The sequence below is a fragment of the Polynucleobacter sp. AP-Reno-20A-A9 genome, from assembly GCF_018882085.1.
Taxonomy (GTDB): Bacteria; Pseudomonadota; Gammaproteobacteria; order Burkholderiales; family Burkholderiaceae; genus Polynucleobacter.
The window spans coordinates 1-26,036 of sequence record NZ_JACVPB010000010.1; the positions used below are offsets into that span (position 1 = coordinate 1).

Here is a 26,036-nt window from a genome sequence, read left to right on the forward strand (position 1 = left end):
TCTGCCTCTTGCAATATCCGAACAATCTGTTCGTCTGAAAACCGTGCTCTCTTCATACCTGCTCCTTAGGTTGAAGGAGTCATTATCTCTAAAAGCTTTTGGTCTGAAAATCCCAGGACAGGTCACCCCCTAAAGAGTCTGCACCCAAAAATCCAGATTCTGGTCACAAGTCAATGGAGGTAAAGAGAGCTGAGTAGCAGGTAGTAGTGAATAAGTCAGGATGGGTGTTTGGTTGATGCTGACTAAACACCCATTTTGCAAAACGAACTACCCAGCTTTTTGATGTTCTGGCAGGAGAAGTGCCCGCTAATGCCATGTAGCATGCAACCAGTATTCCTAGATTAAAAAGTTGTTAGAATTAATTAATTGGATGCATCCATCGTGGGGTTCTAAAGCACACAATTCTCTTATAGAGCCATACATAACTAAAGATATACAGAGCAAAAAATCCAATCAAAATAGGGGTTGATTGCCACCAAAGAATTGCCGGAATAATGGCTAAAGTGGTTAGCATCCAAAGGTAGGGTGATGTTCTGGCATTTGCTGTAAACCAATCATCTTGTTTTATGCCGCTTTTACCCGAACTAAGAACGCGTCTAAAAATTAATGAATGAAAATGAATGCCATCAGGCTGACCAGGGCTCTTACCTTGGTGAATTTTCCTGCGATAGATCGTAAATAGGGTTTCTAGGATTGGATAGCCGTTCACTAGCAAGGCAAACCATGGGGATACGTTGCTATGTCTCGATACCAGCATGATGCTAATGATGGCAATCCAAAAACCTATCAAATAAGCGCCACCATCACCGAGAAAGATAAGTCCTCTGGGGTAATTCCAAACAAAGAAGCCAAGTATGGCGGCCACCATAATGAAGCTTAAAGAAATCAATATTGGATCAGCAAGTACGTAACTCATGTAACCAAGCGCCATAAGGGTGATCATTCCTACCATGCTTGAAAGACCATTGAAGCCATCAATGATGTTGTAGGCATTTGATAGTCCAGTTACGGCAAATACAGCAAATACAATTGCAATTGGCGAAAATCCTAAGAGGTAATCTACCCCAGGTATATCAAGCTTGGTGATCTGAATATTTAAAAGATTGATTGCTAAAAGTGCGCCAATAGCCACGAACAAAAGCCTCATACGTACACTAATTTTTTTGGTGAGATCTTCTGTTAGTCCGATGGCAAAGACTGGAATAGCGCAAATGAGAATTGTTGATTCAATGACAGAAGTAGGTTGTGCTTGAAGCTTTAGAAGTATCGCAATCAATAAGCCTAGTGCAATGCCAATCCCACCAATTCTTGGTACAGCTTTTTTATGAAACTTTTGGGGGCCTGATAAATCAGAATCTGCAGAGATATGGCTATGTAGATGCTCAAAACGAATCATAAGCAAAGTTGCAATAAAGGATGCAAAGAGGGCAGAGAGTAAACCAATCATGAGCTAATTATAAGTTCCAAAACCATTTTCTGAGAATGGAATCTAATTCACCCTCCCTAGATTCCATCCTGGGTTAGTAGATGGTAAATGCCCCAATGTATTGAACACATATTAAATCTATTGCCCCACTTGATGGGTTGGCTGTTTTCTTATTGTCATGGGCAAATCATCCAATTCATTCAAATCAATGTGTAATTGCCTGGTAACCAGATCTTTAGCTTGGTTTACCCTAACTCCTTAAGTAATTAATGAGGGGTGGTTTGCATGTTATCTATTGAATACATAAATAAAAGAGCACGTCTTTTTCGTCTGGAATTGAGTCCGCCGATTTTAGCTATTCTTGGAGTTTTGATTGTGCTCTGGCAACTTTTAAGCTTTTTACGTATCCTGAAGTAGTTTGATTGGGCTGGTCTATTGACTTGGGCTGTGAGAAGTCCGCAAGCTACGCGGGTGACAATTAGGATTGCTTGATTAGGTCGAGAGGATGAGTTTGGTCTCATACCGGGTGGATGGTTTATTTCTTACTAGAGCTACTAGTTTTATCGCTCTTATCTTTAGTGGGCTTGCTGAGCTTGAAACTCAGCTTCTGACCCTGATAGAGAAGGGTGGCAGACTCATCGCCAATACTTTGCAGACTCAAGCCTTTACCAATCGTTTCACCAACACTAATGGCATTGGTTGGTTTGCCATCAATCTCAAAAATAGCAAAGCCATCAAGAGTGCCATCAGGGTTTTTAGAGGTAGCAACAACACCGCGCAGATAAATATTCTCGGTCACCAGTGGCTTACTACCAAACAAAGCGTAGCCAGCAGTTGCATCCTGATTCGAATATAAGGTTTGACCTTTAGAAATTCCATTGCTTGGCTGATTTGGGGTTCCCGGAATTTGCAGGATTCTCATGAACCAATAGGTTGCTGAGATGGCGCATGCAAGCATTAGGAGATAGGTTATGAACTTGGTGAGATTAGCTGGGCTCAATCGGTTTAAGGAAATTGCCAGGGCACCTTGAGCATAGTTTGGCTTGCTCGATTTTGAGGCGGCTTTAGGTTCTTGCTTTGTGGCTTGTTTGGAGCTCTTTAGCCTGTCCTGTATTCGTTTGATAAATTCGCTCAAAGTGACAAAATACCTATAAAATTTAATTCAGTTTAAATCATTGAAAGCACCACCATATGTCTCACCATAGGTCTAACTTCGTAGCTCGCTTCATGTCTGCCAGTAAGTCTGCTTTTTTGACTCAAAAGTCACCTTCTAAAGCCTCTAGGGCTACTCGTTTTCCTAAGTCCGCACCGAAAAAGGGTGGAGATGCTGGATTTACTCTAATTGAGATCATGGTGGTCATTGCCATTATTGGTATTTTGGCTACCTTAATTGTTCCCAAGATTATGGGACGCCCTGATGAGGCACGCGCAACTGCTGCTAAACATGACGTAGGCACCCTGGTGCAGGCATTTAAGCTCTATCGTCTTGATATTGGTCGCTACCCAACTACTGAGCAAGGTATTAGAGCCTTAGTAGAAAAGCCAACTTCAGAGCCTGTTCCGCAGAACTGGAAAGCAGGCGGCTATTTAGATTCCATTCCTAAAGATCCATGGGGTAATCCATATCAATATGCCAACCCAGGTACTCATGGCGAAATCGATGTCTATAGCTATGGCTCAGATGGTAAGCCAGGCGGAACCGGAAACGATGCCGATATTGGCAATTGGCAGTAAGTCTTTAGTTGCATCTAAGCTTATTCGGTTGAATGTAGAGGCTAAGAGTATGTTGGTAAGTTCTACCTCAAAAATGAGAAGAGCTGTAGACGCTGGCTTTACCCTAATCGAGTTACTCGTCGCCATTGCCATCATGGCAGTGATGCTGGGTGTAGCTATTTTAGCTATTCCAAATCATGATGAGCGTTATTGGAAAGACAATCTCGATCAACTCGTTTCATCACTCAATCTTGCGCAAGACGAAAGCGCCATGTCTGGTACCCCGATGATTGCGCAAATTGATTCAGCGGGCTGGCGATTTTTTGTTCCCAATAGTAACGGCGCCTATGGTTCTCAGGGATCTGCAGGGTCTATGGGCTCTAGCGCACCAGGTGGACAATCCATTTCACTTGCTGGTAATGGAAGTGGCGGTGCTGTAAGTCCAGTCAACAACCCTTCGGGGCTGATGCCTGATGTCTATCGTCCTCAATCTTGGTACAAGCCTGTGGAGATTGCTCCTTTGCAACTCACCTTAGGTGGCGAGCAAGTAGCGCAAGTATTGCAAATCCCGATCAAACAAGTCACTGGCAGTGGCGCTCAAGATACCAGGCAAGCAATATTGATCCGCAATCGTAATGGCCGTTTTAGTTGGACGAAGTTATGAGTGCATCTGATCGCACTCAGCAAGCTCTGCACCATCGCAATGGCTTTGCACTTATTGAAGTGTTGGTGGGTTTAGCAGTTTTAAGCATTGCCATGCTTGCTGGTTTACGTGCGATTGCAAATGGTGCAGATACGCAACTCGCAGTCTCACAAAGAACCATGGCTTTGTGGAGTGCTGACAATACGCTCTTGGATTTACGCATGAGTCGTGCTTGGCCAGAACTAGGAACATCTACCTTTAGTTGTCCTCAAGCGACTTATGTTTTTGTTTGTCAACGTAAAGTGCTTAGCACTCCCAATCCAGCCTTTCGCAGAATTGAAGTCACTGTCTACTTATCTAGCCCGAGTAGCACAGATGTAGCCAGCGGACCTCGTCTAGCTTGGTTGACTACCGTAGTCTCCAATCCGTCTGGTGGTGTGATGTAATCCTGCTAGCGCAGTAATTTGCCTTGTTGCAAATAAGATGCACCCCTATTGGGAAAGCTTTCTGTGGATGAGGGAAGCATTACTTCCTAAAATCCTCCCTATGGTCTTAAAAAGCCGACCTCAGATGGTATTGGGTGATATATGTCTAGGGACAATCTTGGTTGCAGTTTTGTAGGTGATACGCTAAAATTGCATGAAATTTCAATAAAAAATCATGCAAAAAGAGCCAGTAAAACCCTTCTTGAGTACCTCACCTGAGGTGCGCGATAGCGCATTGGGTAGACTTCGCTCGCATTTAAAGAGAGGTCGTGTCTACAGAAGGGAAGACTTTTTAAGTGACACTAATGCAGTTGATCGCCATTTAAAGCAATTAGTTGATGCGGGTGATTTAGAAAAGCTTGCCCAAGGACTGTATTACTCGCCCAAGTCCTCAGCGTTTGGTAGGGTGCCTCCAAAGGACGAAGATTTAGTCGAAGCTTTTTTAAAAGATGAGAACTTTTTATTGCTTTCACCCAATGGCTATAACTCTTTAGGTCTAGGAACAACCCAGCTCTATAACAAGACCGTGGTGTACAACCATAAGCGTCACGGCATCTTTAAATTAGGCAATAGAAGTTTTGAATTTCGAGTAAAGCCGCGCTTCCCCAAAAAAGTGGATAAAGAATTCCTGTTGGTAGATCTATTGAATAATCTAGATTCGCTTGCCGAGAATAAAAGCGACGTATTGGCTATGGCAGAGAAACAATTAAATAAGTTTGAAACTGCTAAATTGCAAAAAATGGTTAGTACTTATGGTGCAGGCAGAACTAAGAAGCAGGTTTTATCTTGGTTGCGTGCCCCCCAGAAAGCGAGTACTTAATGCTATTGCATGACCACAAGGAATTCAGGGATCTGATTGCAGCAGTATCAGATGCTATGGGTATTGATCCTACATTGGTTGAAAAAGATTACTGGATCATGCATTGTCTGTGGGGAGTGCAGCAACAAGGGTTCGCATTTGAATTAAAAGGCGGAACTTCATTATCCAAAGGGTTTGGACTCATCCATCGCTTTTCCGAAGATATTGATATTCGTATTGAGCCGCCAGCAGGCATGGATGTTAAGACTGGAAAAAATCAAGATAAAAAAGTGCACATCAAATCTCGCGCAGACTATTACGATTGGGTTGCCAGTGAGCTTAAGATTTCTGGCATACAAGAAGTTATACGAGATCATGCATTCGATGATCAAGAAAAAATGCGCAGTGGTGGGATTCGCTTAAATTACCTATCTACAACACCATTGCTTAGTGGTTTAAAGGATGGCGTTTTATTGGAATTGGGTTTTGACGATACAGCACCAAATCAAGCGGTAGATATTTCATCATGGGCATACGATTATGCGATTAAGTACGTCAAAGGGCTTAATGACAATAGAGCTAAAGACGTCCTTTGCTACCTGCCAGAATATACATTTGTAGAGAAGCTGCAAACCATTACTACAAAGTATCGTCAATACAAAGAAGGGAAGATATTTCCTAAGAATTTCTTAAGACATTACTACGATCTATATTGCCTCTTAGACTGTCCATCAGTGTTAGGCTTTTTTAAGACTGATAGGTATCAGACTAGAAAGATAGAGCGTTTTCCCAAGTCCGATAACTTAGTCATTTCTCAAAACCCAGCTTTTCTTCTGAGTGATTCACAAGATCGAAAGTTATTTGAATCTGAATATCTAAAGGTAGCTAGCCTTTATTACCAAGGGCAGCCAAGTTTTGGCGATCTACTAAATCGTATTGGCCAGCATATACATAGCCTCTAAATATCAGCTTTTTAAATCAAGGACTGCTAGCAAAAATAAGTTTGCGAAATTCCGCCATGCCTATCAAAGAAGATATCATTCATTTATCAAGAGGAGTAGATCATGGATGCAGCTCACATCTTTAAAACTGGCCAAAGCCAAGCGGTAAGTTTTTCCAAGGAATATCGCCTAACTGAATCAGAGGTCGCTGCTCAGCATTTTGGCGGTGAACTTCTCCTCTCGCCCAAAAGTAGCCTCTTTACGTTTATTTCTGCTTCTTTAGCTGGTTTTGAGCCGGGCTTGCAATTAATACGCGAGCAGCCAGAGCAACAAGGCCAGTCGGAGATTGCCTCTTGATTTTGCTAGATACAAGTTTGGTATCTACATCACCGATCAAAAACTTTCCTCTGTTTTGGAGTGCTTTAAGGGATTAAGCTCTAGTCACTAATATCAAAAAGAGTTTTCAATAGTGCCAGGATTGAGACCGGAAAAATAGGTTTGAGAGAGGTGAAAATTATGTCAAATCAACTCAGTCTTGCTAGATTATTTTATTGCGCAATATGATTAATCTAAAGCCGAATAAACAAGGGCTAAATTCACAAGAGCATGGCTTCGCTTTACTGGAAGTCATCGTTGCGCTCGTCATCATGGCTTTAGTAGGCTTAATGGCATGGCGCGGCATGGATGCCATGATTCGGGGGCGCGAAGTCATTGATCGGCGCGCTAATCAAGATGCGGATTACTCGCAACTTGTACGCCAGTTTGAAAAAGATTGCCAATCCGTTTTAGTACGTGATGAGCTTAGTAGTTTGGCAAATTCTCAAGCGGGCGCTAATGCAAATGGTGGCGCTGTTTCTGCTGTGGCATCTGGCGCTAAAAATATTTGGTTCTTGCGTCGTTATCGTGCCGATAACGTTGACGCTTGGTTGATTGCTGGCTATGGCATGGGTCCTTCTGGATTGCAACGCTGGACCAGCAAGCCTTTATTGCAGAGATCTGATGCTGGCGCATTGTGGTTTGGTATTTCTCGTGATCCTGATTTGGCTTCAAGTGATTTGCTGTTAAGCCTGGAAGTACCTACAGTAATACGCCAAGCCTTTCAGGGGCAGACTTCGGTGCTTAGTGGTGCCGGCACCAGTGGCATTAGCGCCTCCGGTACGGGTAGCCCTAATGCTACTGCCAACATCTCTGCTACCACTCCCTCCACCAATCCTCCTGCTAGTACTACTCTTAATGTCAGTAATTTACTTCCTGAGCAACAGGGCGTCGTCATGCAGTGGTGGATTAAAGATGTTGCCTTGCCTATTACGCGATCATGTTTGATGGGAGGTGCGCTGTGACATCTTTAAGAATACGCTCCTTGCTTACTACTTTTAATGCATCTCATCGTGAGCGTGGTTCGGCAACAGTCACTGCATTGATTGTGGTGGGTGTTGCTGCCGTTCTTCTAGCGGGCTTGATGTGGCGTCAGCAAATTCAGATTCGGACTCTTGAGAATGCGCGTGATCAAGTGCAGGCGCAGTGGTTGCAACGCGCCGCAATTGATTTTGCTCGCTTGGTCTTAGTGGAAGATCAACGCAATAGCCAAATTGATCATTTGGGTGAAGCTTGGGCTTTGCCTCTGGCTGATGGAAAAGTAGCGGATTTCTTAAAGAATACCGACGTACCGGATGAGATAGCCGCTGTCACTTTACAGGGGCAACTCATCGATGCTCAAAGTCAGTTCAATTTAGCCAACCTTTGGGATAAAAGCTTTAAAACAGTAAATCCTCCTGGAGTGCAGGAATATGGACGCCTCTTGGACGCTTTGGGTTTAGATAAAAACTTGGCCCAACAGACCGCCCAGGGTGTTTTGCAGATGGATATGCCGATATATGACCTAGAGGGCTTATTAAAGCTGCCATCCTACAGTCCAGCTATTTTGGAGCAGATAAGACCTTTTGTAACGATTTTACCGATTTTAACGACAGTTAACGTCAATACCGCTTCTTCAGAGGTGTTGATGGCGGCAGTACCGGGGCTTTCAAGGTCGGCAGCGGGTGCGTTTGTGCAACAAAGAGCTGCAACCCCTCTTAAGAGTGTTGATGAAATCACCTCCCTCTTAAATAAGATGGGGGCAAGCCAAGGCATCACCCTAGATGCCTCCTTGGTCGACGTACGCTCCCAATTTTGGCTCGCACGCTCAGAAATACGCATGGGAAGAGGTATATTTGTTAGTTCGGCACTGATTCAGAGGTCCCCAACACCACTGCCTAATGGTAATTTCACGCAAGTGATTTGGAGTAAGACTGGCAAAGTGATCTCTGACTGATAAAGCAAGTGAAAACAAAGTAAGTAGAGAGCTAAGTAAAGAACTAAGTAAAGAACCAATCAAAGAACGAAGCATTTGAGCCTATTAATAGTACGTTGCCCCCTAAAGCCATTTTCTGGTTCTGGATCCCCAGGGGACTCTGCTCGAGAGTGGTCGGAGCTTAATTGCGCAGAGCGATTTGAATGGTGCTTAGTTGAGGGTGACGATACAACTCTAGAAACAGGCATGGGCACTACCGAATCGATGCCTTATGCAGATGAAGTATTGGTCCTGTTGCCGACGATCGATGTGCGCCTGATCGAAGCCAAAGTGCCTTTGGCTAACGCGAAGAAGTTACAGCAAATTCTTCCTAATCTCATTGAAGAGTATGTCCTCGCTGGAGCGCAATCACTTGCAGTGCAAGCATTGCCGCCGATGCCAGGCAAGCCTGCATTACAAAGAGTCATTGCGCTCATTGATCGCACATGGTTTACATGGCTCTCTAAACAGTTGGAAAACTTAATTAGTCAGCGCGTTCGTTTAATTCCGGAATGTTTGTTGCTGGCTCTTCCGGATTCAGAGAATGCAAATCCTGATAGCCCTTCCATTGCTTATCAACAGGTTGAGCAAGCCTTAATTCTGACTCGGCGTACTGGCTTACAGCTAGGCGTGGCCTGGGTTGAGAGGGCGGACGACCATGATGGTGACAGTATTACTCTTCCCAAAGTATTGCAGGACTCATCAGCGGTTGAGCTCTCTTGGAGTTGTTTGGCATTAAGTGCAAAACAGTTCTTAAAAGATAACGCATCATCTAAGTCAGCCAATTACTCTCTTAATTTGCTACCTAAAACATTTAGACGCGAAGCAGGTAAAGGTTTATCAAATCTATCTAATTACCTAAAGCGTAAACGCGTAGATGGAAACCAAGCAGTTAGTGCAAGCGCAACTTGGATAGACCCAGCAATCTGGCGTCAGCCTGCACAGTGGTCAAAGTATTTAATCGTCAGCATTGTTGCTGGACATCTCTTGCACTTAGGTTGGTTGGTAGTAGATAACTGGCGGTGGGGAAATCAACTCGAAGTCTTGGCAGCCCAGTCATTAACACCAGTGTCTATTACCAAATTCAATCAAGAAAAGGCGCAAGACAAATTACAAGACAAAGCCATAGGCATAAGCAGCTCGTCTGGAAATTCTGTAATCACTGCATTTACAAAACAAGTGACCCAAGACCAGCGACGCCAAGGCTTGGTATCGGATGCAGACTTTGCGCCAATGGCGGCCAAACTACAGCAACTCAAGACTGCCTTTGGGCCAGAGGTTTTGCAAAAGCTTGATTACGATGGCTACGCTATCAATTTTGAATTTAAGCCCGGGGCGCTAAAAGGATCAAATCAGCAGACCAGCGCTGAAGTCATGCAAAAAGCCCGCTCGTTAGGTTTAATGGTTAAAACACTGGGCACCAATCGCTATCGCCTAGAGCCATATTCAGGGCTTGGACAATGAATCAAAGTCCACTAAATCAGTTCGCTGAAAAGTTACTTACTTTCTTGAGGAAGGTAAAGGAGCTGTTGAGTAAAGACTACTCAATGCAAGATTTGAAAAATCTCAAATCTCTACCTAAAACACTGCAGCAGAAGTTTTCTGAGGCACAGAACAGTCTGGGTAAAACATCTACAAGTGCAGCACTAGCTTCATCACCCTCAAAGTTTGACATCAAGCAATTATCGGCTCTAGCGCGTCGATTTGTGCTGGAGCAACGCAATGCATTTGTGTTGTTATTTATAGCATTGCTGCTATTGCCGATAAATATGTTTGCCATTGCCCCTTACAGTCAGCGAGTCCAAAATCAATTGGATATGCGTCCAGCGCAGTGGTCTCAGTTGCAAAGCTTAATTAAGCTGGCTAAATTCTCAAGCTCCTCTACCTCGCAAGCCTCATCCTATGGTCCCGGGATTGCGACGGTGACCTTGTTGGATGATATGGAGATACAAAAGATTCGGAGTGTATTGACTGCACGTGGTTTAAAGCCAAGTGTTCTTCGCCTAACTGCCGATAACCCTCCACGGATTGAGTTTCAAGCTAGTGATGCCATGTTCTCAGTGCTACTTGATACGCTAGATGAGTTGCGTATGACTTGGCGCTTATATCCAGAGCAACTCAATGTCATCTCTACTAGTGGTGCAGGTATGGTAAATATCAGCGGTGTCCTAGTGCAGTACGGTGGTCAAGCCGGTATGAATAGGTAGATGACTATTTCATGAAACTCGTCCTCGACTTTACCCACCCTAAGTTGCCTAAATTATTTTGGGCTGCGTTGGTGTTCATCTGCCTGGTGGTGATTGTTCGCCAAATGCCCATCAGTTGGGTCAGCGGATCGCTTGCATCCCAAACAGGTTGCCGCGTCATGTTGCAACAACCCATTGGAACGATTTGGCAAGGTAGTGCCGCATTGGCATTTTCTGAGCCTAACGCCGCTGAAGGTGGATGCCGCGATCCTATGTCCGTTACCGAACGCTTTCATTGGTCTACTAGCTGTAAGCTCTTATCCATGACCTGCAATACCGAGCTGCAGTTTGCTGCCTTCGAGCAAGCTCAATTAATTAGTTGGAGCTTGAGCAAAACCCAAATTGCTTCTAATGAAATCAAGCTGCCAGCCAATGTATTGGAGGGTTTAGGCAACCCCTGGAGCACCTTACGCCCTCGTGGCGAACTTGGCGCGCGCTGGACCGATATCAATTTGGCGGGCTTAATGGCTAACTTACCCGGTTTCGGGGCTGGAAATACCCCATCGTCAGGAGTTATTCGAATTATCATAAGTAACTTAACTAGCCCAATTAGCCCTGTAAAGCCATTAGGCGGTTATGAGATTTCAGCCAATATTGCCGATACGGGGATGAACTGGACTCTATCGACCACGAGTGGTCCGCTCTTACTAAAAGGGCAGGGAGAATTTAGTAATAAGGCTGGTAGTAAAGGAATGCAATTTTCTGGTGAAGCAAGTGCCTCACCAGAGTCACAAGAATCCTTAATTGGATTGTTGTCATTATTGGGTAAAAAAGAAGGTGATAGGTATCGCCTGAAGTTTTAAGTTTTTAGGTGAATTTACAAGTTCAGAACAGTGGTAATAAAGAAAAAAGCATGCAAACAGTCATTAGTCAAATGCAAAAGAACCTGCAACTCAACTTTAAGAAGCGCTTAGCGATCTTGGTTGTTCTTTGCTTCGTCGGCGAGAGTGTCGTCATGCCTTTGGCTTACGCACAAGCTAATCGTATAAATAGTGCGCCTTCCAATATCACTGTGCCTGATGAGGGCGCTGTAACTTTGTCCTTCTCTAATGCTGATATTGAGTCTGTTGCGAGTGTTTTAGCGAAGGCAACTGGCCAAACGATTTTGGTTGACCCTAAGGTCAAAGGCACGATCAACCTTATTAGCAATAGACCGCTCACCAAGCCTAAGGCAATTGATGCCTTCTCTACAGCCCTGCGAACATCAGGCTTTGCGCTGGTAGATGTGAATGGCGTTTACCGCGTAGTTCCTGAGGCCGATGCTAAGCTCATTAGTAACTCAGTCACAACGGGCAAGAGCAAGCAAGAGGGTGATCAGATCATTACGCGTGTGTTCAGACTCAATTTTGAATCTGCCAATAATCTTCTCCCAGTACTGCGCCCACTCGTATCACCAAACAACACAATCAATGCCTATCCAGGTAACAACACGATTGTGATTACGGATTACGCTAGCAATATTCAGCGTATTGGGCAATTGATCGAATCGATTGATGCACCGACTTCAAGCGATGTACAAAGCATCAAACTCAACTACGCCATTGCCTCAGATATGGCCACCATCCTCAGTAAGGTATTGGATACCGCTTCAACCGGTGGTGCCGATCCTTCGCTCAAAACCATGATTTTGGCTGAGCCACGAAGCAACTCTATTTTGGTACGCGGTGCTAGTGCAGAACGTATTCGTCAAATTCGTGTGTTGGTTGCTCGTCTTGATGTGCCTACCGCTAATAACGGCAACATTTGGGTTGTACCGCTCAAGAACGCAGAAGCAACCAAGCTTGCAGTTACTCTACGGGCAATTGTGGCGGCAGATGCTTCTCTTTCTGCGCAAGTAGGTAGTACTCCAGGGCAGCCAGGTGCCGTCAATCCTGCGGCCAACCTCAATCAGTCAGCCAATCAGCAAGCCAATACAGCTCCTGGTGCTTCAGGATCTTCTGCTGCTACTTCTGCTCTAACGAGCTCAAGCAACCCCACTACCGGCGGCATTATTCAGGCGGAGCCAGCCACCAACTCCATCATCATTACTGCCAGTGAGCCTTTGTATCGCAACTTGCGCCATGTGATCGAGCAATTAGATCGTCGTCGTACTCAGGTCTATATTGAGTCTTTGATTGCTGAAGTGAGCTCAACCAATGCGGAAGAGTTGGGAATTCAGTGGCAAGGATTGGTTGGTTCTGGTAATCAGAACGTTGGCTTTGGTGGCACCAATTACACCAATGCTGCGGGGCAGACTGGCTCAAACATTATTGGGCTGGGTTCCAACGTCAACAATATTCTCAATCCAAGTAATGCAACTGGCATTGTTGTTCCGCCCGCACCTGGTTTGAACTTGGGCTTACTTACCAAATTCAATGGCACTTATGGCATGTCAGCCTTGATTACTGCTTTGGCGACAACGCAAGGCACGAATATTCTGTCAACACCAAACCTCATTACTTTGGATAACGAAGAAGCCCGTATTGTGGTGGGTCAGAACGTGCCGATCATCACTGGTTCGTATGCGCAAACAGGCTCAACCAGTACTGTTACGCCATTTCAAACCTACACCCGTCAAGACGTTGGCCTGACTTTACGAGTGCGCCCACAGGTTTCTGATAACGGTGTAGTGAAGATGCAGATTTATCAAGAAGTGTCTTCCATCTATAACCAAAACTTTGCGTCCGGCATTATTTTGAACAAACGTAATATCGAATCTAATGTCCTAGTGGATGATGGTCAGATTATTGTTCTCGGTGGTTTGATTGAAGATAAGTACAACGACGGCTCCAATGGCGTGCCATTCTTAAAAGACATTCCAATTATTGGAGCGCTATTTAGGTCTGATGCAAAGACTCGTACCAAAACCAATTTGCTCGTCTTCATGCGTCCTTATATTTTGCGTGATAAAGATCAAGCTGCCGACATCACTACCAACCGTTTGAACTTAGTCCAGCAAACTGAAACTGCATTTAAGCAAGCGCCAATGCTCTTGCCTAAAGAGGATTTGACGAAGATGTCCGATATTGAGCCGCCATTGATTCCGCCTGGTAAACCAGTCAATCAAACGCCGAATAATCTGCCGTCTTCTGGATTAACTAAGCCAATTCCGGTAAGACCGTCGTCTGTTCCAGCTTTTGGTGCGCCAGTACCCATTACGATTCAATAAGACGATTCAATAAGACTATCCAGTAAGAAGAACTTACACAGAAGCCATGCAGCACCTTCCCCGCGTTCCCTTTAGCTATGCCAAAGCAAATCAGATTTTGCTGATTAAGGGCGCGGTGAATGAGGGTGGTGAAGAGAGTGTTCCAACCTTAATTCATAGTCCTGAGACAGATCTTTCAGTCTTACAAGAGATCTGCCGTTTAGTGGGCCCCATTCGTCGTGTTGAGCAAACCAGCGAAGAAGTTTTAGAGGCGCTTAATGCTGCGTACTCCGAAGGTGATCTCAATGCGTCTCAAGTAGTAGATGAAGTAGAAGAGGCTGTAGACCTATCTCGCCTCTTACAAGAAATGCCTATCTCTGAAGATTTATTGGAGATGAATGATGATGCTCCAGTGATTCGGATGATTAATAGTTTGCTTAAGCAGGCTAGCCGTGATGGGGCATCGGATATTCACCTAGAGGCTTTTGAGCGCAAGTCCGTTGTGCGCTTTCGGGTAGATGGCAATTTGCGCGATATCGTTGATATGCGTCGTGATCTACATGCCGCTTTAGTTTCTCGTATCAAGATCATGGCTTCGCTCGATATTGCTGAGAAGCGGATGCCACAAGATGGTCGTATCTCTTTGCGCGTCGGTGGGCGCGCGATTGATGTGCGTGTATCTACATTACCTACATCGCATGGTGAGCGTGTGGTGCTGCGTCTGTTAGAGAAGAATTACGATCGCCTAGACCTACGTGCACTAGGCATGGCCGAAGATACCTTTAATCAGTTTGATCAACTCATTCATCGTCCACACGGCATTGTTTTGGTGACTGGCCCAACAGGTAGCGGTAAGACCACCACCTTATATGGCGCATTACTGCGCTTGCGTAACAAGATTAATAACATCATGACGGTGGAAGACCCGATCGAGTACAACCTTGATGGTATCGGACAAACCCAAGTCAACTCCCGCATTGATATGAACTTTGCCAGAGCCTTGCGCGCCATCTTGCGTCAAGACCCAGACATTGTGATGATTGGTGAGATCCGTGACTTGGAGACGGCACAGATTGCAGTGCAAGCTTCACTGACTGGCCACTTGGTATTGGCAACTTTGCATACCAACGATGCCCCTTCAGCAGTTACGCGTTTGATTGATATGGGTATCGAACCATTCCTACTATCATCTACTTTGTTGGGTGTATTAGGTCAACGCTTGATTCGGATGTCCTGTTCGGCCTGTGGCGGCAAAGGTTGCCCTACCTGTGGTGAGTCTGGCTATAGTGGTCGCGCCGGAATTTATGAGCTCATGACCACGAATGAAAAAATTCGGGAATTGATTCATCAGCATGCGGCTGAGAGTGATATTCGTAAGCAAGCTTTAGTAGGTGGCATGCGTACCTTAGCTGATGATGGCAAGCGCTGGGTAGCTGAAGGTAAAACGACTCCAGAAGAAATTCTGCGTGTTACTGGCTCAGTAGAAGTTGACTAAGCAATCGACTAACTCAATCAAATTAATGAGCTATGCCACGCTATCGCTTTGAAGCCCTAACTTACGCAGGTAAGAGCGAGCGCGGTAGCGTTGAAGGCGAGAGCGTGCGTGCAGTGCGTCAGGCCCTGATGGCTAAGCAATTAGTGCCTGTCACGATTGATCTCGAAACCGAATGGGGCAAACAGCGTTTTTGGAATAAATGGTTTTCAGAGAACAAGCCGCTTAGTCGTGCAGATCTCGCGATCTTTACCAGGCAAGTGGCGATCTTGGTGCGATCGGGCGTGCAGATTGATGAAGCACTCTCTGTGCTCGCTGAAGAAGCAAGCCAAGCCCATGTCAAAACAGTTTTACAGGCAGTGGTTGCTGAGCTTCGTGCCGGGTTACCTTTATCTAAAGCAATTGCAGGCCAACCACTTTCATTCGATCCTTTGTATCAAGGGGTGGTAGGAGCAGCAGAGCAGTCTGGCAAGATGGGGCAAGTGCTTACACAGTTAGCTGAGTTCTTGGAGAAGCGTCAAGCCCTCAAAAACAAGGCAATGGGTGCCCTGGCATACCCGGCCATGCTGACGGGTGTGGCATTCATGATTGTCTTGTTCTTGATGACGTATGTTGTTCCGCAAATTGCGCGCGTGTTTCAGAGTACTAAGCAGGCTTTACCTTTTTCCACTCGCTTCATCTTGGGTTTATCCGAGTTCATTGTGAACTGGGGTTGGTTGTTAGTGATATTCATTGCCGCCGCTATTTTTTATGGGCGTCGTGCTCTCGCTAAAGAAGACATTCGTTTAAAGGTGGATCGTGCCTTACTGAATGCACCCTTATTAGGTCCGCTACTTTTGGGTTTTGAGACAGCCCGCTTTGCCAATACGATGGCTATGTTAGTTTCTGCTAATGTGCCCATCCTGACGGCCCTACACAGTGCTCGTAGCACTTTAGGTAACTCAGTCTTGCGTGCAGCGATTGATTCAACAGAAGTCAGATTACGTGAGGGCACTAGTCTTTCTAGAGCCTTGGGTAGCCAAGGGGTGTTCTCACCAATCTTGATCCACTTGATTCGTTCAGGTGAGGCATCGGGCAAGTTAGACGAGATGCTGAAGTACGGAGCAGAGAACGCTGAGCTCGAATCTGAGCAAAAAACCAAAATATTTACCAGTTTGCTCGAACCTTTATTAATATTGGCTATGGGCTTAATGGTTTTGGGAATCGTAATGGCAGTGATGCAACCAATCTTAGAAATGAATTCAGGGGTAAGGTAATAAAAATGCAAATATTAATCATGACTGGACCGCACAGCAAAGTGAGAGAGATTTCTCTCACGGCGCGCCATTTGGTTTTCGGTGGAGCACTCAGTTTGGCCTTGCTCGTAGGTGCAAATGTTGCTATTAACGACGTTACCAATGAGACTAAAGATATCTTGCATGCGATGGAGAAAAAAGATCTCTTAGAGAAGCGCTTTATTGCCAACTCAGAAGATGACTATGAGACTAAGCTCATGGAGTTGCAAGCTAGATTAGATGAAGCGCAGCGTAACCTAGCTCAGCTAGACGACTTGCGTATGCAGTTAGCAAAAACCAATGGTGTGAATTTAGCTAGCAACTCAAGCAACTCAATCAACTACGGCGACAATGTAGTGAACCTTGGCAATGCACAAGGCGGGCCATTGAGCCCAGCAAATGCGGTAATTAACTTAGGTAATCAAGGTGAGCAATATGGTGCTCGCTTAGATCGCACCGTACAAGACTCCATTGCACTGAGCAATCGTGTGCAAGAAGTGCAAAAGTCTCTGACACAAAGTTGGGATGTATCGAGCTCGATTCCTACGGCTTCACCATTGCCACTCATGCCTCAAGCATCCAGTGGCCTAGGCTATCGTATCGATCCGATTACCCAGCAAACTGCTTGGCATGAGGGCACAGACTTCCCGGCAGCTTATGGCACACCAATTCTAGCAACAGCAGAGGGTGTCGTGATTCGTGCAGCCTGGGATCAGGAGTATGGATATGTAGTCGATGTGCAGCATAAGAACGCAGTGGTAACAAGATATGCCCACGCCCAAGAGATCCTGGTAAAGCAGGGTGACTTTGTAAGACAATCCCAGGCGATTGCTAAGGTGGGCTCAACTGGAAGATCGACTGGTCCCCACTTACATTATGAGGTCTTAAGGGATGGTGTTACCTTAGGCAAGAACTAATAATTAGTAGCGCTTCGCTTGATTGCCTATTTAAGGAACTAAGCTTAAGAACAGATACTCTAAGAAGATGATGATATGAACTACACCTTGCAAGAGGGTAGTTCTACCAATCGCTAGAGTGAGTGCGCCAATAAAGAATGACAAATACATCAATGTCATATTGAGATCACTAATACCCAGACTTAGCGGGAGATTAAAAAAGATCGCAATGGCTGCAACTGTCGGAATGGTTAAGCCAATACTGGCTAAAGCCGAACCCAAAGCCAAGTTCAAACTGCTCTGTAGGCGATTAGCCTTAGCTGCCCTAACAGCCGCAAAGCCCTCCGGCATTAATACTAGTAGAGCAATGGCTATGCCCACAATCGTTTTAGGTGCGCCTGCAGCTGCAACACCGCGCTCAATGGCTGGACTAAGAAGCTCTGCAAGCCCAACTACTGTAATCAGGGATAGCAATAAAAGAGCGCCACTAACTGCCGTCTTCAGTCCACTGGGCTTTGGAGCATGAACATTACTATCCGTTTTCTTATCTACCCTCTTCGGCAAGTAGTAGTCGCGATGACTAACGGTTTGGAAGAATAAAAATGCAATGTAGAGCGCAAATGAAGCTATGCCTGCAAAAGCAAGCTGGCTCTTTGTGAAGTCAGGACCAGGTGTGCTGACAGTAACAATTGGCATGACCAAAATAAAAGTAGCCAATGCAGTTAATACCGCTAATGCTGAATTGGTGCCTTCATTGCGGAAAGTCATCTCATGATGGGTTAAGCCACCCATAAAGATACAGAGACCAATCACACCATTAATCACAATCATGACTGTGGCAAATACTGCATCTCTGGCAATGAACTCAGATCCTTCATGACCAGTGAGCATCATCGAAATGATGAGAGATACTTCAATAATAGTGACGCTAATAGACAGTATCAAGGTGCCAAATGGCTCACCAGTTTTATGTGCAATCACTTCAGCATGGTGAACGGCTGAGAGAACTGCTCCAATCAGCGTGACGCTCATGAGCGCGATGAACCAAGTTTGGCTGAGTAAGTTAGTCATAGGCTGTCTGATTTGATCTTCAAAATAAGGTTAAGCTATCGGTAAATCGTATAACAGTTGAGTCATATTAAAGAGAGTGTATAGCCATCCATGAAAGCCATGATCTTATTTGGGCACGGTGCCCGTGATAGCCGCTGGCGTGAGCCTTTTGATCGTTTGGCTGCTTTATGGCAAGAGCAGCATCCCAGCATACCTGTAGAGTTGGCTTTCTTGGAAATGATGCAGCCTTCACTAGAGGAGGCGGTTGCTAGCCTGAGCGCTAAAGGCGCCACTGAATTGACTATCGTGCCAGTTTTCTTTGGGCAGGGCGGCCACTTACGAAATGACTTCCCAGTGTTACTAGAAGAGTGCCGGGGTAAATTCCCCAACGTTCAATTAAGCGCGACGCCTGCTGTTGGTGAGGATTTGGCTGTCTTGCAAGCGATTGTCGATTTTGGGAGTCGAAAAATAGGGTTGTAATCATTAGCCATACTTGTAATACAGGTATGTAATATAATTACATACCTGTATTACAATGAGCCATGACAAAAAAAGTTAGGCCTAAGCTTGAATCCTTAATTGAACGAGAAACATTTAAGTTAAAGGCAGGTAGCGGTGGCGGTGTTTTGAGCTTTGAAGTTTGGGGTTATATCAGTGAGGGTAAAACAGTAGTGACTCGCTATAACCTGGCATATATCAATCGGTTGATTTGCCAAAAAGATAATGGCAGAGTGCTTGGATTTGACAATGCTCATGACTATCACCACAAGCACTACATGGGTAAGGTGACCCCAGTATCTTTTGTAAGTTATGAAAAAACATTAGAACGTTTTGAAAAAGAGTGGCAAGAAATTATCAAGGAAGTAAAAAAGGGTAAAAAATGACAAAGATGATAATTCGTACCGATACCGTTGAAGGCTTCTTTGATCGCGCTAAAAAGGCCGCCCAAAAAAGTGATCGTGGAGAGGCGCTCAAGAAATCGGCCACCTTTTCGTTTGAAGACCCGCAAGAGATGTTTATGGTGCTATCCGAGGCGCGTAGACGTCTAATGCTGGAGGTGATGAATGAGCCCAAAACTATTACGCAATTAAGTCATAAATTGCACCGTGATCGCTCTGCTATCAATAAAGATATTGGGATGTTAGAAAAGATTGGCCTTTTGGTGTCACAAAAGATTAGTAACCCAGGGCATGGTATCGAAAAGATGGTTCAAACAGTTGCGCCCAAGATTGAGATGATTGCAACTTTAGGGTAACCCTTTTAGCCTGCTTTCTGCAGGCATTCATCAATTTTTTCCTCAGCGGTATCTGAGGCTAATGTGCTAGGGGATCTCAGAGCCTCACCAATCATAATAAGTGCAGGTGAGGCGCTATCAAACCACTGATCTGCTTTGCCAGCAGCCAACTCTTGTAAGGTGCTCGTCCATAAACGCTCGCGTGGAGTGCTCACTGCTTCCAAGATTTGCACTGGCGTGTTGCTATGTTGATTGGGGCTTTGTTCAATCAGTTGTTGTGCAATACGCGCCGCATCTTTGCGACCCATGTAATACACCAGGGTGTCGGCTGAAGGATTTGAAATAGGCTGCCCTGGAGCGACATTCTCAGCGCCCTGAGCTAAGGTGATAAACGCCACGCTACGGGATACTCCACGCAATGTCAGTGACTGCTGAATGCTTGCTGCGCCAGCCAGGGCGGCAGTAATTCCCGGCACCACCTGAACTTCAATCCCAGCAGCTTTGAGAGCCTGGATTTCTTCATCGGCACGACCAAATAGCATCGGGTCGCCACCTTTGAGGCGCACAATCACTTGATGCTTTTGTGCGGCATCCACTAAGCGCTTATTAATAAACTGCTGTGCTGAGGATAGCTTGCCGCAACGTTTACCCACTTCGATTTGAATGGCTTTGGGGCAAAGCTTCAGCATCTCAGGGTCAACCAAAGCATCGTAGAAAACAATGTCCGCTTGTGCCAATAGTTTGGCGCCACGTACTGTAATCAGATCCACAGCACCCGGTCCGGCACCTACTAAATATACTTTCCCAAGTGTATTGTTGTTATTGGTAGATATTGTTGTCATAGTTGCAGAATCGACTTCCTAGGCGCTTAATGTTGAACGCTTATCACGCCAGCTATTTTGGGTGGTGACCGTATACAAATCAAATTGTTTTAAGGCGACATCTAGGTTTTGATCGGGGCGCAAAGCAAAGCTATCAAAGCCAACACGAGCGCCCTGCAGGAGCTGGTCAATCAACACATCACCAATGGCGCGGATCTCACCTTGCCAAGCAAAACGATTACGCAATAAGGCGGCAGTGCTAAAGCTGCGACCATCTCTAAAGATGGGGAAGTGTGCAGCCACTAAAGGCCAAGCCTGTTTGCCTGCATCAATCATATCGGCGTGCTTCAGAATGTCATCATCAGTGGCAAGCCAAACGCCAATCTGACCATTCTGGGTTTTGGCAATCACGTCTGCTTCATGATGATGCTCAAGCCACCATGTAAACGGTACCAATACTTTGTGGGCGCCATGCTCTAAGTCAGGTAAACCACCTTCATCTTGGCTGCCGCTCCATACTTGCCATTCATTTGGGGCGAGGGTGGGTTTATCGCCTTTGGGGAAATGCAAAATCTCTTGATGGGAGGTGATATTGAGTTGACTCATGCAACACCCCCTTCAATCACGCTCTCTTTTTTCTTAGCGTTCTCACCTTTATCTCTATAGGCCGCTTCTTTAAAGGGTGCTACCCCAACGCGACGATAAGTCTCAATGAATGGCTCATCGCCACTGCGCTCACCTACATAAGTGTTGATTACATTGGTGATGACATCTGGAATTTCATCGGCGTAGAAAGAAGGGCCAATGACTTTGCCAATTGAGGCGGCACTGCCTTGCTCACCACCCAGTGTGATCTGATACCACTCTTCACCGTCTTTATCAACGCCGAGCACCCCGATATTGCCCACGTGGTGGTGGCCACAGGAGTTAATGCAGCCGGAGATGTTCAGGTTGATATCGCCCAAATCAAATAAATAATCTAAATCATCAAAGCGCTCTTGAATCGCTTTAGCAATCGGAAGAGATTTAGCGTTGGCGAGGGAGCAGAAGTCGCCGCCAGGACAAGCAATGATGTCAGTCAACAGGCCAATGTTTGGCAAGGCAACTTTCTGCTTCTTGGCTTCTTGCCAGAGTTCAAATAACTTGGCTTGCTCAACATCGGCTAATACTAAGTTTTGCTCATGAGTCACACGTAACTCTCCAAAACTATATTGATCGGCAAGATCGGCAATGGCATTCATCTGCGCAGTAGTAGCATCACCAGGTGCTACTGTGCCATGTGGTTTGAGTGACAGAATAACGCTGGCATAACCTGGGATCTGATGTGGCTTCACATTACGTTCAATCCAACGAGCAAATGCAGCACGCTCTGCATCTGGGGCGCCAGCTAAAACTTGGTCAGCGCTCAATGCGGGCAAGCTCTTGTATGCCGGCTTTGTGAAATGCTGAGCAATACGATCCCACTCAGCTTGAGTAAAGTTATCATCACCATTTTTAATATGAGTCCACTCACCCTCGACTTGACGAGCGAATTCTTCTGGGCCTAAGGCTTTGACTAAGATCTTGATACGGGCTTTGTAGAGGTTATCTCTTCTGCCGAAGCGGTTGTAAACACGCAGCAGAGCGGTGAGATAGCTTGGTAGTACATTCCAAGGAAGTCCTTGTTTAATCAGGGATCCAAGGATCGGGGTGCGACCCATGCCGCCACCAGCATAGATGTCAGCAGTTAATTCTCCAGCAGTATTTTTCTTGAGCTCGATACCAACATCGTGGCAAAGCAATACAGTGCGATCTTCTTTGGCACCATTGACTGCGAACTTAAATTTACGCGGTAAGTGAGCGAACTCAGGATGCAGGGTTGACCACTGACGTAAGAGCTCACAAATAGGACGAGTGTCGACATATTCATCAGCGGCAACTCCAGCAAAGGCATCGCTTGTGATGTTGCGGATGCAGTTTCCAGAAGTTTGGATTGCATGCATTTCTACTTTAGCAAGCTCAGCCAAAATATCCGGAGTGTCTTCTAACGTTACCCAGTTGTACTGAATATTTTGACGTGTAGTGAAATGACCATAACCACGGTCATACTTTTCTGAGATGAGTGCCAGCGTGCGTAATTGCTTTGCACTAAACAAACCGTAAGGAATGGCAACGCGCAGCATGTAAGCGTGCCGTTGGTGATACAAACCATTTTGGAGTCGTAGCGGACGGAATTCTTCTTCGGCAAGGGTGCCGTCTAGGCGCCTCGCAACCTGGTCGCGAAATTGGGCAACCCGTTGATCTACAAGGGTTTGGTCAATGGCATCGTATTTATACATAAGAAGGCTATTGTCATATTTGACAGATATTTCTACAAATAATTAAAAGTTGATCCTATATATTTAAATTCATATAAAGATGCTGAATTTGATCGTTATTTAAAAAGTCTGCTTCAATAGGCTCAGAGGGATAAAAAGCCCCAAGAATTGCATTAAATAAACAATAGCGGAGACAAAAGATGAAGAAATTAAGGGCGATCAGCCTTATTGCTGGTTTATTAGCCAGTACAACCCTGTTTGCAGCGGATACCTCAAAAGCACCATTGCCTTTAAGCGCCACCCCAGGGCAAGGATTTAGCCAAGAAGGTCTCAAGAGAATCGATGCGTTCTTTGCCGATCAAATTGCCGCCAATAACATGGCTGGTGCTGTTCTAGCGGTCTCTAAAAATGGCAAGCTCACGATCTTTAAACCTTATGGGTATTTAGATAAAGCAAACAATAAGCCAATGACTACGGATGCCATTTTCAATTTGGCATCGATGACCAAGGTAATGTCCTCAGTGAGCGCCTTAACTTTTTATGAGGAAGGCAAACTTCCTTTGAATGCGTCGATCTCCAATTGGCTACCGCAATTTAAGGATATGAAAGTTGGCCAAGTTGATAGCGATGGAAAGCTCAATTTAGTGCCAGCTAAAAATCCGATTACCGTCCAAGATCTCATGCGTCATACCAATGGCTTAACGTATGGCGGTCGTGGCGCTACACCAGTGCATAAGACCTACCCTGCTGGCTCTGCACCAGCAGCAGTGCAATACACAGCAGCAGAATTTATTGATAAGTTAGCGAGTAATCCATTGTTGTATGAGCCTGGCACTGCTTGGGATTATGGTTTTGGTATCGATGTGCTTGGCATTATTGAAGAAAAAATTGCCAGCAAATCATTGGGCGCGATCATGCAAGAGCGCATTTGGAATAAGGTTGGCATGCCGAACACTACCTTTGATCTTGCCGAAAAAGATCGTCCGCGTTTAGCGCAGCCGCTTCCAATTGATCCATTGACTGGCAAACCACAGAAGGTGGATATTCATACGCAGAAAGTGAAGTTTGATTGTGGTGGTTCCTGTGCTTATTCCACTGCGGGTGATTACATTCGTTTTGGACAAATGTTGCTGAATGGTGGCAGCTTAGAGGGTAAGCGCGTGCTTGGCCCACAGACTGTTGCGTTCATGACATCAAACCATCTCAATAAAGATATTAAGAACAATGTGAGTGGTACTGAGCCAGGACGTATGGGTTATGGGTTTGGTTTGGGTGTAGCGGTTCGTACTGATAGAGGCTTATCAGCCATTAACGGTAACGTTGGCGACTTTACTTGGAACGGCGCTTACGGAACCATCTTCTGGGCTGACCCCAAAGAGCAGATGGTTGTAGTGATGATGGGCGTTGCACCAGGAGAAATTCGTAAGGTACATCGTGAGCAACTTAACGCAGTCATTTATGGAGCGCTAGAGAAGTAATGCATCTAGGTACCATTATTTGAGTATGGTTTTTCCGCTCTTTAAAATAAACGCAGTCACTAAATATGACTGCGTTTTTTATTGTTTAAATTTTTTCGAAGGAGATCGACATGATGTAACTAGTAAATAAAAGTAAGAGGAGTTTGTTATGTCGAGAACATTTAGACGTAAAAATCAAAAACATGAATATATTTGGGTGTTAAAAGATTGGGATACCTTTTTTAAGGGGGTGCGTACCGTTCACCATAGCCCGAAATCACCTGCTGGACGTAAAGCAATCGCAGTTTTTCACTCAGATGCACAGGTCACCATGGCAAGTGCGGCACCTCGTTGGTATCGGAGGGCATTTGAGCATCGGCGCCGCACAAGAAATAACAGGGTAATGAGGCTATGGCTTAAGGGTTTGGCAGATCCGATTTTTGAGGTCCGCCATAGACATGATGCTAATTGGTCATGGTGGTAATGCCGGCAGTCAGGTAATTTTTGGGGGATTAAATCGGCTGACATATTGTGCGCAACCACGCATCAATAAAGTCGAATTTTAATTCCCCCTTTTCAAACATTGAGATAATTTTGTTATGCAATGTCTTGGATGTAGCATGGATACGAAAGCCGTTTAATCGTAAAAAAGTATCCATGACAGCAAATGCAATTCTTTTGTTTCCATCAACAAAAGGGTGGTTAATGGCAAGACTTTCGAACAGCGCAGCTGCTTGAGTAATGACATCTGTGTAATACCCAGATTGCGGACGATTTAGGGCGGACTCAAGTGCGGCGATATCTCTTATGCCTGGTGAACCGCCGAATTGATGTATCAAGACGCCATGCACCAACATGACCTCTTTGGTTGAAAGATAAAGCACTACTTAGCAAGCTCTTTGTAGAGATCTTCGAATTCTTGAAGGCTTTGAGCAAAGTGCGACATCGCTATGCGGCTGTTGATGGAAAAACCTTTTTTATTAAGGTAGTCGCGGAAGGCCTCATCTAAGACAGCATGAAACTTGCGGCCCTCGGAATCAGCTATTTGGTGCAGGCCATTTAATACATCTGGGCTGGCCTGAGATGAGAATTTGCTTAAATTTAGGTTTCCCATGGGATTTTCCTCGCTTTTCAAGATTATTCTTGAAATTTCATGAAAAATCAAGAAAAGTCAGTCACCCCTTAAATAGCAGGTTTAAAGCCCGTATTCTCGATAGTGTCTGTAAAGATTGGCGATAGATGCAAAACCAAGCACCACAATCAGTACAGCAAATAAATATTCAGTTGTGAGGTAGGTAAAGATGCCCAGGTGAATCAAGATGGCCGCGCCTATAAAGGCGGCAATCGAGCCAAAAGCCACCAGTCTGAAATTGGGAATAAAGGCGCCCAAGGTAATGGCGACAAACACTAGGTAGAGCTCGGATACCAACTGATCAGCAGTTACAAAAATACTATTGGTAAGTTCTGGGTGGATAAATTTCCCCAAGACTGCAATGATCAGAATAGAAGCCAAGATTGCAAAGTTCAATTGCGCTTTAACTAAGACTTCTTTCAATTGGACGCCCATTTTTATGAGGCACTACCGTTAAATACCAGGCTCATCCCAATCCAAAGGATAACAAAGGCAACTAAGACAGTGGAGCCGATTTTCTTTAGGAAGTACTCTAGGGTATCCATATAAGCCTCATCATTTCGGCCAAAGTAATGGTCAAAGCGCTTCCAGAAAAGGCGGCCTACGACTAGAGGCAGAAGTATGGCAACGATGCCTAATATAACGGTGAGGGTGTTATTCATGAGGGATAACTT

At 45.2% G+C, this 26,036-nt stretch carries 30 protein-coding genes; 20 read left to right on the forward strand and 10 right to left on the reverse strand.

Going from position 1 to position 26,036, the window contains the following annotated elements:
* Positions 1-358 precede the first annotated feature (358 nt).
* Together ICN39_RS08845 and ICN39_RS08850 are read right to left on the reverse strand one after the other, a co-directional pair.
* The gene (locus ICN39_RS08845; protein WP_216233681.1) at positions 359-1,447 is read right to left on the reverse strand and encodes a glycosyltransferase; all 1,089 of its coding nucleotides are present in this window, start codon (positions 1,445-1,447) and stop codon (positions 359-361) included.
* Between the two features lie 514 nt (positions 1,448-1,961).
* Positions 1,962-2,348 (reverse strand): hypothetical protein, encoded by a 387-nt coding sequence (locus tag ICN39_RS08850; protein WP_216233682.1) that lies wholly within the window; start codon positions 2,346-2,348, stop codon positions 1,962-1,964.
* 305 nt (positions 2,349-2,653) lie between these two features.
* On the opposite strand from ICN39_RS08850, the gene gspG reads away from it, so the two are divergent.
* The 15 genes from gspG (at position 2,654) to ICN39_RS08925 (ending at position 17,392) form a co-directional block, all read left to right on the forward strand.
* Positions 2,654-3,160 (forward strand): type II secretion system major pseudopilin GspG, encoded by a 507-nt coding sequence (gene gspG, locus ICN39_RS08855; protein WP_216233738.1) that lies wholly within the window; start codon positions 2,654-2,656, stop codon positions 3,158-3,160.
* Positions 3,087-3,803, forward strand: a complete 717-nt coding sequence (locus ICN39_RS08860) for a prepilin-type N-terminal cleavage/methylation domain-containing protein (RefSeq protein ID WP_216233683.1) — start codon at positions 3,087-3,089, stop codon at positions 3,801-3,803. Before gspG ends, ICN39_RS08860 begins: the two co-directional genes overlap by 74 nt.
* Complete coding sequence (gene gspI, locus ICN39_RS08865; protein ID WP_216233684.1) at positions 3,800-4,228, forward strand: type II secretion system minor pseudopilin GspI; 429 nt, start codon at positions 3,800-3,802, stop codon at positions 4,226-4,228. The genes ICN39_RS08860 and gspI overlap by 4 nt, the downstream gene beginning before the upstream one ends.
* A 214-nt stretch (positions 4,229-4,442) precedes the next feature.
* A complete protein-coding gene (locus ICN39_RS08870) occupies positions 4,443-5,087 on the forward strand; it encodes a DUF6088 family protein (protein WP_223146559.1) in 645 nt (214 codons plus the stop codon).
* Entirely contained in the window at positions 5,087-6,028 is a 942-nt protein-coding gene (locus tag ICN39_RS08875) for a nucleotidyl transferase AbiEii/AbiGii toxin family protein (protein ID WP_216233685.1), read from the forward strand. The genes ICN39_RS08870 and ICN39_RS08875 overlap by 1 nt, the downstream gene beginning before the upstream one ends.
* Before the next feature lie 102 nt (positions 6,029-6,130).
* Positions 6,131-6,364, forward strand: coding sequence for an antitoxin (locus tag ICN39_RS08880; RefSeq protein ID WP_216233686.1), 234 nt, complete (start codon positions 6,131-6,133; stop codon positions 6,362-6,364).
* Between the two features lie 203 nt (positions 6,365-6,567).
* Positions 6,568-7,347 (forward strand): type II secretion system protein J, encoded by a 780-nt coding sequence (locus ICN39_RS08885; protein WP_216233687.1) that lies wholly within the window; start codon positions 6,568-6,570, stop codon positions 7,345-7,347.
* A 20-nt stretch (positions 7,348-7,367) separates the two neighbouring features.
* Positions 7,368-8,318 carry a type II secretion system minor pseudopilin GspK gene (gene gspK / locus ICN39_RS08890; protein WP_216233688.1) on the forward strand — a complete coding sequence of 317 codons (951 nt, stop codon included), beginning with the start codon at positions 7,368-7,370 and terminating at the stop codon, positions 8,316-8,318.
* 75 nt (positions 8,319-8,393) lie between these two features.
* A complete protein-coding gene (gene gspL, locus ICN39_RS08895) occupies positions 8,394-9,800 on the forward strand; it encodes a type II secretion system protein GspL (protein ID WP_216233689.1) in 1,407 nt (468 codons plus the stop codon).
* 83 nt (positions 9,801-9,883) lie between these two features.
* Positions 9,884-10,543, forward strand: a complete 660-nt coding sequence (locus tag ICN39_RS08900) for a hypothetical protein (RefSeq protein WP_216233690.1) — start codon at positions 9,884-9,886, stop codon at positions 10,541-10,543.
* 11 nt (positions 10,544-10,554) lie between these two features.
* On the forward strand, positions 10,555-11,385 hold the full coding sequence (gspN, locus tag ICN39_RS08905) for a type II secretion system protein N (RefSeq protein WP_216233691.1): 831 nt from the start codon (positions 10,555-10,557) through the stop codon (positions 11,383-11,385).
* Positions 11,386-11,435: 50 nt separating this feature from the next.
* The gene (gene gspD / locus ICN39_RS08910; protein WP_255532412.1) at positions 11,436-13,730 is read left to right on the forward strand and encodes a type II secretion system secretin GspD; all 2,295 of its coding nucleotides are present in this window, start codon (positions 11,436-11,438) and stop codon (positions 13,728-13,730) included.
* Between the two features lie 46 nt (positions 13,731-13,776).
* A complete protein-coding gene (locus ICN39_RS08915) occupies positions 13,777-15,204 on the forward strand; it encodes a GspE/PulE family protein (RefSeq protein WP_216233692.1) in 1,428 nt (475 codons plus the stop codon).
* A gap of 32 nt (positions 15,205-15,236) precedes the next feature.
* Positions 15,237-16,457: a type II secretion system inner membrane protein GspF gene (gene gspF, locus ICN39_RS08920; RefSeq protein WP_216233693.1), complete on the forward strand. Its 1,221-nt coding sequence runs from the start codon at positions 15,237-15,239 to the stop codon at positions 16,455-16,457.
* Between the two features lie 5 nt (positions 16,458-16,462).
* Positions 16,463-17,392 (forward strand): M23 family metallopeptidase, encoded by a 930-nt coding sequence (locus ICN39_RS08925; RefSeq protein WP_216233694.1) that lies wholly within the window; start codon positions 16,463-16,465, stop codon positions 17,390-17,392.
* 30 nt (positions 17,393-17,422) lie between these two features.
* Here the strand turns inward: ICN39_RS08925 and ICN39_RS08930 are convergent, their stop codons facing one another.
* Positions 17,423-18,442, reverse strand: coding sequence for a calcium:proton antiporter (locus ICN39_RS08930; protein ID WP_216233695.1), 1,020 nt, complete (start codon positions 18,440-18,442; stop codon positions 17,423-17,425).
* 90 nt (positions 18,443-18,532) lie between these two features.
* Between ICN39_RS08930 and ICN39_RS08935 the strand changes: the two genes are divergently transcribed.
* The 3 genes from ICN39_RS08935 (at position 18,533) to ICN39_RS08945 (ending at position 19,676) form a co-directional block, all read left to right on the forward strand.
* Positions 18,533-18,901, forward strand: a complete 369-nt coding sequence (locus tag ICN39_RS08935; protein WP_216233696.1) for a sirohydrochlorin chelatase — start codon at positions 18,533-18,535, stop codon at positions 18,899-18,901.
* Positions 18,902-18,963: 62 nt separating this feature from the next.
* Positions 18,964-19,305 (forward strand): DUF6516 family protein, encoded by a 342-nt coding sequence (locus ICN39_RS08940; RefSeq protein ID WP_216233697.1) that lies wholly within the window; start codon positions 18,964-18,966, stop codon positions 19,303-19,305.
* Positions 19,302-19,676, forward strand: coding sequence for a hypothetical protein (locus ICN39_RS08945; RefSeq protein ID WP_072583222.1), 375 nt, complete (start codon positions 19,302-19,304; stop codon positions 19,674-19,676). Before ICN39_RS08940 ends, ICN39_RS08945 begins: the two co-directional genes overlap by 4 nt.
* 5 nt (positions 19,677-19,681) lie before the next feature.
* Here ICN39_RS08945 and cobA read toward each other — a convergent pair whose 3' ends face one another.
* Genes cobA through ICN39_RS08960 form a run of 3 tightly spaced genes read right to left on the reverse strand, consistent with a single transcriptional unit; the run spans position 19,682 to position 22,794 of the window.
* Complete coding sequence (cobA, locus tag ICN39_RS08950) at positions 19,682-20,497, reverse strand: uroporphyrinogen-III C-methyltransferase (RefSeq protein WP_216233698.1); 816 nt, start codon at positions 20,495-20,497, stop codon at positions 19,682-19,684.
* An 18-nt stretch (positions 20,498-20,515) separates the two neighbouring features.
* Positions 20,516-21,082 (reverse strand): DUF934 domain-containing protein, encoded by a 567-nt coding sequence (locus tag ICN39_RS08955; RefSeq protein ID WP_216233699.1) that lies wholly within the window; start codon positions 21,080-21,082, stop codon positions 20,516-20,518.
* Positions 21,079-22,794 (reverse strand): nitrite/sulfite reductase, encoded by a 1,716-nt coding sequence (locus tag ICN39_RS08960; RefSeq protein WP_216233700.1) that lies wholly within the window; start codon positions 22,792-22,794, stop codon positions 21,079-21,081. Before ICN39_RS08960 ends, ICN39_RS08955 begins: the two co-directional genes overlap by 4 nt.
* 179 nt (positions 22,795-22,973) lie before the next feature.
* Between ICN39_RS08960 and ICN39_RS08965 the strand changes: the two genes are divergently transcribed.
* On the forward strand, positions 22,974-24,251 hold the full coding sequence (locus tag ICN39_RS08965) for a serine hydrolase (protein ID WP_216233701.1): 1,278 nt from the start codon (positions 22,974-22,976) through the stop codon (positions 24,249-24,251).
* A 148-nt stretch (positions 24,252-24,399) separates the two neighbouring features.
* Positions 24,400-24,714: a hypothetical protein gene (locus tag ICN39_RS08970; RefSeq protein WP_216233702.1), complete on the forward strand. Its 315-nt coding sequence runs from the start codon at positions 24,400-24,402 to the stop codon at positions 24,712-24,714.
* Between the two features lie 28 nt (positions 24,715-24,742).
* Here the strand turns inward: ICN39_RS08970 and ICN39_RS08975 are convergent, their stop codons facing one another.
* The 4 genes from ICN39_RS08975 to ICN39_RS08990 all read right to left on the reverse strand — a co-directional run bounded on the left by ICN39_RS08975 (position 24,743) and on the right by ICN39_RS08990 (position 26,024).
* A complete protein-coding gene (locus tag ICN39_RS08975; RefSeq protein WP_370623720.1) occupies positions 24,743-25,114 on the reverse strand; it encodes a type II toxin-antitoxin system death-on-curing family toxin in 372 nt (123 codons plus the stop codon).
* Entirely contained in the window at positions 25,114-25,344 is a 231-nt protein-coding gene (locus ICN39_RS08980) for a hypothetical protein (protein WP_072583215.1), read from the reverse strand. Before ICN39_RS08980 ends, ICN39_RS08975 begins: the two co-directional genes overlap by 1 nt.
* A gap of 81 nt (positions 25,345-25,425) precedes the next feature.
* Positions 25,426-25,785 carry a hypothetical protein gene (locus ICN39_RS08985; protein WP_255532414.1) on the reverse strand — a complete coding sequence of 120 codons (360 nt, stop codon included), beginning with the start codon at positions 25,783-25,785 and terminating at the stop codon, positions 25,426-25,428.
* Positions 25,786-25,799: 14 nt separating this feature from the next.
* On the reverse strand, positions 25,800-26,024 hold the full coding sequence (locus ICN39_RS08990) for a hypothetical protein (RefSeq protein WP_072583213.1): 225 nt from the start codon (positions 26,022-26,024) through the stop codon (positions 25,800-25,802).
* Positions 26,025-26,036 lie beyond the last annotated feature (12 nt).

Bases quoted from the DNA above. Each gene is read 5' to 3' on its own strand.
- ICN39_RS08845 (WP_216233681.1), bottom strand. From the start codon at position 1,447: ATGATTGGTTTACTCTCTGCCCTCTTTGCATCCTTTATTGCAACTTTG.
- ICN39_RS08850 (WP_216233682.1), bottom strand. From the start codon at position 2,348: ATGAGAATCCTGCAAATTCCGGGAACCCCAAATCAGCCAAGCAATGGA.
- gspG (WP_216233738.1), top strand. From the start codon at position 2,654: ATGTCTGCCAGTAAGTCTGCTTTTTTGACTCAAAAGTCACCTTCTAAA.
- ICN39_RS08860 (WP_216233683.1), top strand. From the start codon at position 3,087: ATGTCTATAGCTATGGCTCAGATGGTAAGCCAGGCGGAACCGGAAACG.
- gspI (WP_216233684.1), top strand. From the start codon at position 3,800: ATGAGTGCATCTGATCGCACTCAGCAAGCTCTGCACCATCGCAATGGC.
- ICN39_RS08870 (WP_223146559.1), top strand. From the start codon at position 4,443: ATGCAAAAAGAGCCAGTAAAACCCTTCTTGAGTACCTCACCTGAGGTG.
- ICN39_RS08875 (WP_216233685.1), top strand. From the start codon at position 5,087: ATGCTATTGCATGACCACAAGGAATTCAGGGATCTGATTGCAGCAGTA.
- ICN39_RS08880 (WP_216233686.1), top strand. From the start codon at position 6,131: ATGGATGCAGCTCACATCTTTAAAACTGGCCAAAGCCAAGCGGTAAGT.
- ICN39_RS08885 (WP_216233687.1), top strand. From the start codon at position 6,568: ATGATTAATCTAAAGCCGAATAAACAAGGGCTAAATTCACAAGAGCAT.
- ICN39_RS08900 (WP_216233690.1), top strand. From the start codon at position 9,884: ATGCAAGATTTGAAAAATCTCAAATCTCTACCTAAAACACTGCAGCAG.
- gspN (WP_216233691.1), top strand. From the start codon at position 10,555: ATGAAACTCGTCCTCGACTTTACCCACCCTAAGTTGCCTAAATTATTT.
- gspD (WP_255532412.1), top strand. From the start codon at position 11,436: ATGCAAACAGTCATTAGTCAAATGCAAAAGAACCTGCAACTCAACTTT.
- ICN39_RS08915 (WP_216233692.1), top strand. From the start codon at position 13,777: ATGCAGCACCTTCCCCGCGTTCCCTTTAGCTATGCCAAAGCAAATCAG.
- gspF (WP_216233693.1), top strand. From the start codon at position 15,237: ATGCCACGCTATCGCTTTGAAGCCCTAACTTACGCAGGTAAGAGCGAG.
- ICN39_RS08925 (WP_216233694.1), top strand. From the start codon at position 16,463: ATGCAAATATTAATCATGACTGGACCGCACAGCAAAGTGAGAGAGATT.
- ICN39_RS08930 (WP_216233695.1), bottom strand. From the start codon at position 18,442: ATGACTAACTTACTCAGCCAAACTTGGTTCATCGCGCTCATGAGCGTC.
- ICN39_RS08935 (WP_216233696.1), top strand. From the start codon at position 18,533: ATGAAAGCCATGATCTTATTTGGGCACGGTGCCCGTGATAGCCGCTGG.
- ICN39_RS08940 (WP_216233697.1), top strand. From the start codon at position 18,964: ATGACAAAAAAAGTTAGGCCTAAGCTTGAATCCTTAATTGAACGAGAA.
- ICN39_RS08945 (WP_072583222.1), top strand. From the start codon at position 19,302: ATGACAAAGATGATAATTCGTACCGATACCGTTGAAGGCTTCTTTGAT.
- cobA (WP_216233698.1), bottom strand. From the start codon at position 20,497: ATGACAACAATATCTACCAATAACAACAATACACTTGGGAAAGTATAT.
- ICN39_RS08955 (WP_216233699.1), bottom strand. From the start codon at position 21,082: ATGAGTCAACTCAATATCACCTCCCATCAAGAGATTTTGCATTTCCCC.
- ICN39_RS08960 (WP_216233700.1), bottom strand. From the start codon at position 22,794: ATGTATAAATACGATGCCATTGACCAAACCCTTGTAGATCAACGGGTT.
- ICN39_RS08965 (WP_216233701.1), top strand. From the start codon at position 22,974: ATGAAGAAATTAAGGGCGATCAGCCTTATTGCTGGTTTATTAGCCAGT.
- ICN39_RS08970 (WP_216233702.1), top strand. From the start codon at position 24,400: ATGTCGAGAACATTTAGACGTAAAAATCAAAAACATGAATATATTTGG.
- ICN39_RS08980 (WP_072583215.1), bottom strand. From the start codon at position 25,344: ATGGGAAACCTAAATTTAAGCAAATTCTCATCTCAGGCCAGCCCAGAT.
- ICN39_RS08990 (WP_072583213.1), bottom strand. From the start codon at position 26,024: ATGAATAACACCCTCACCGTTATATTAGGCATCGTTGCCATACTTCTG.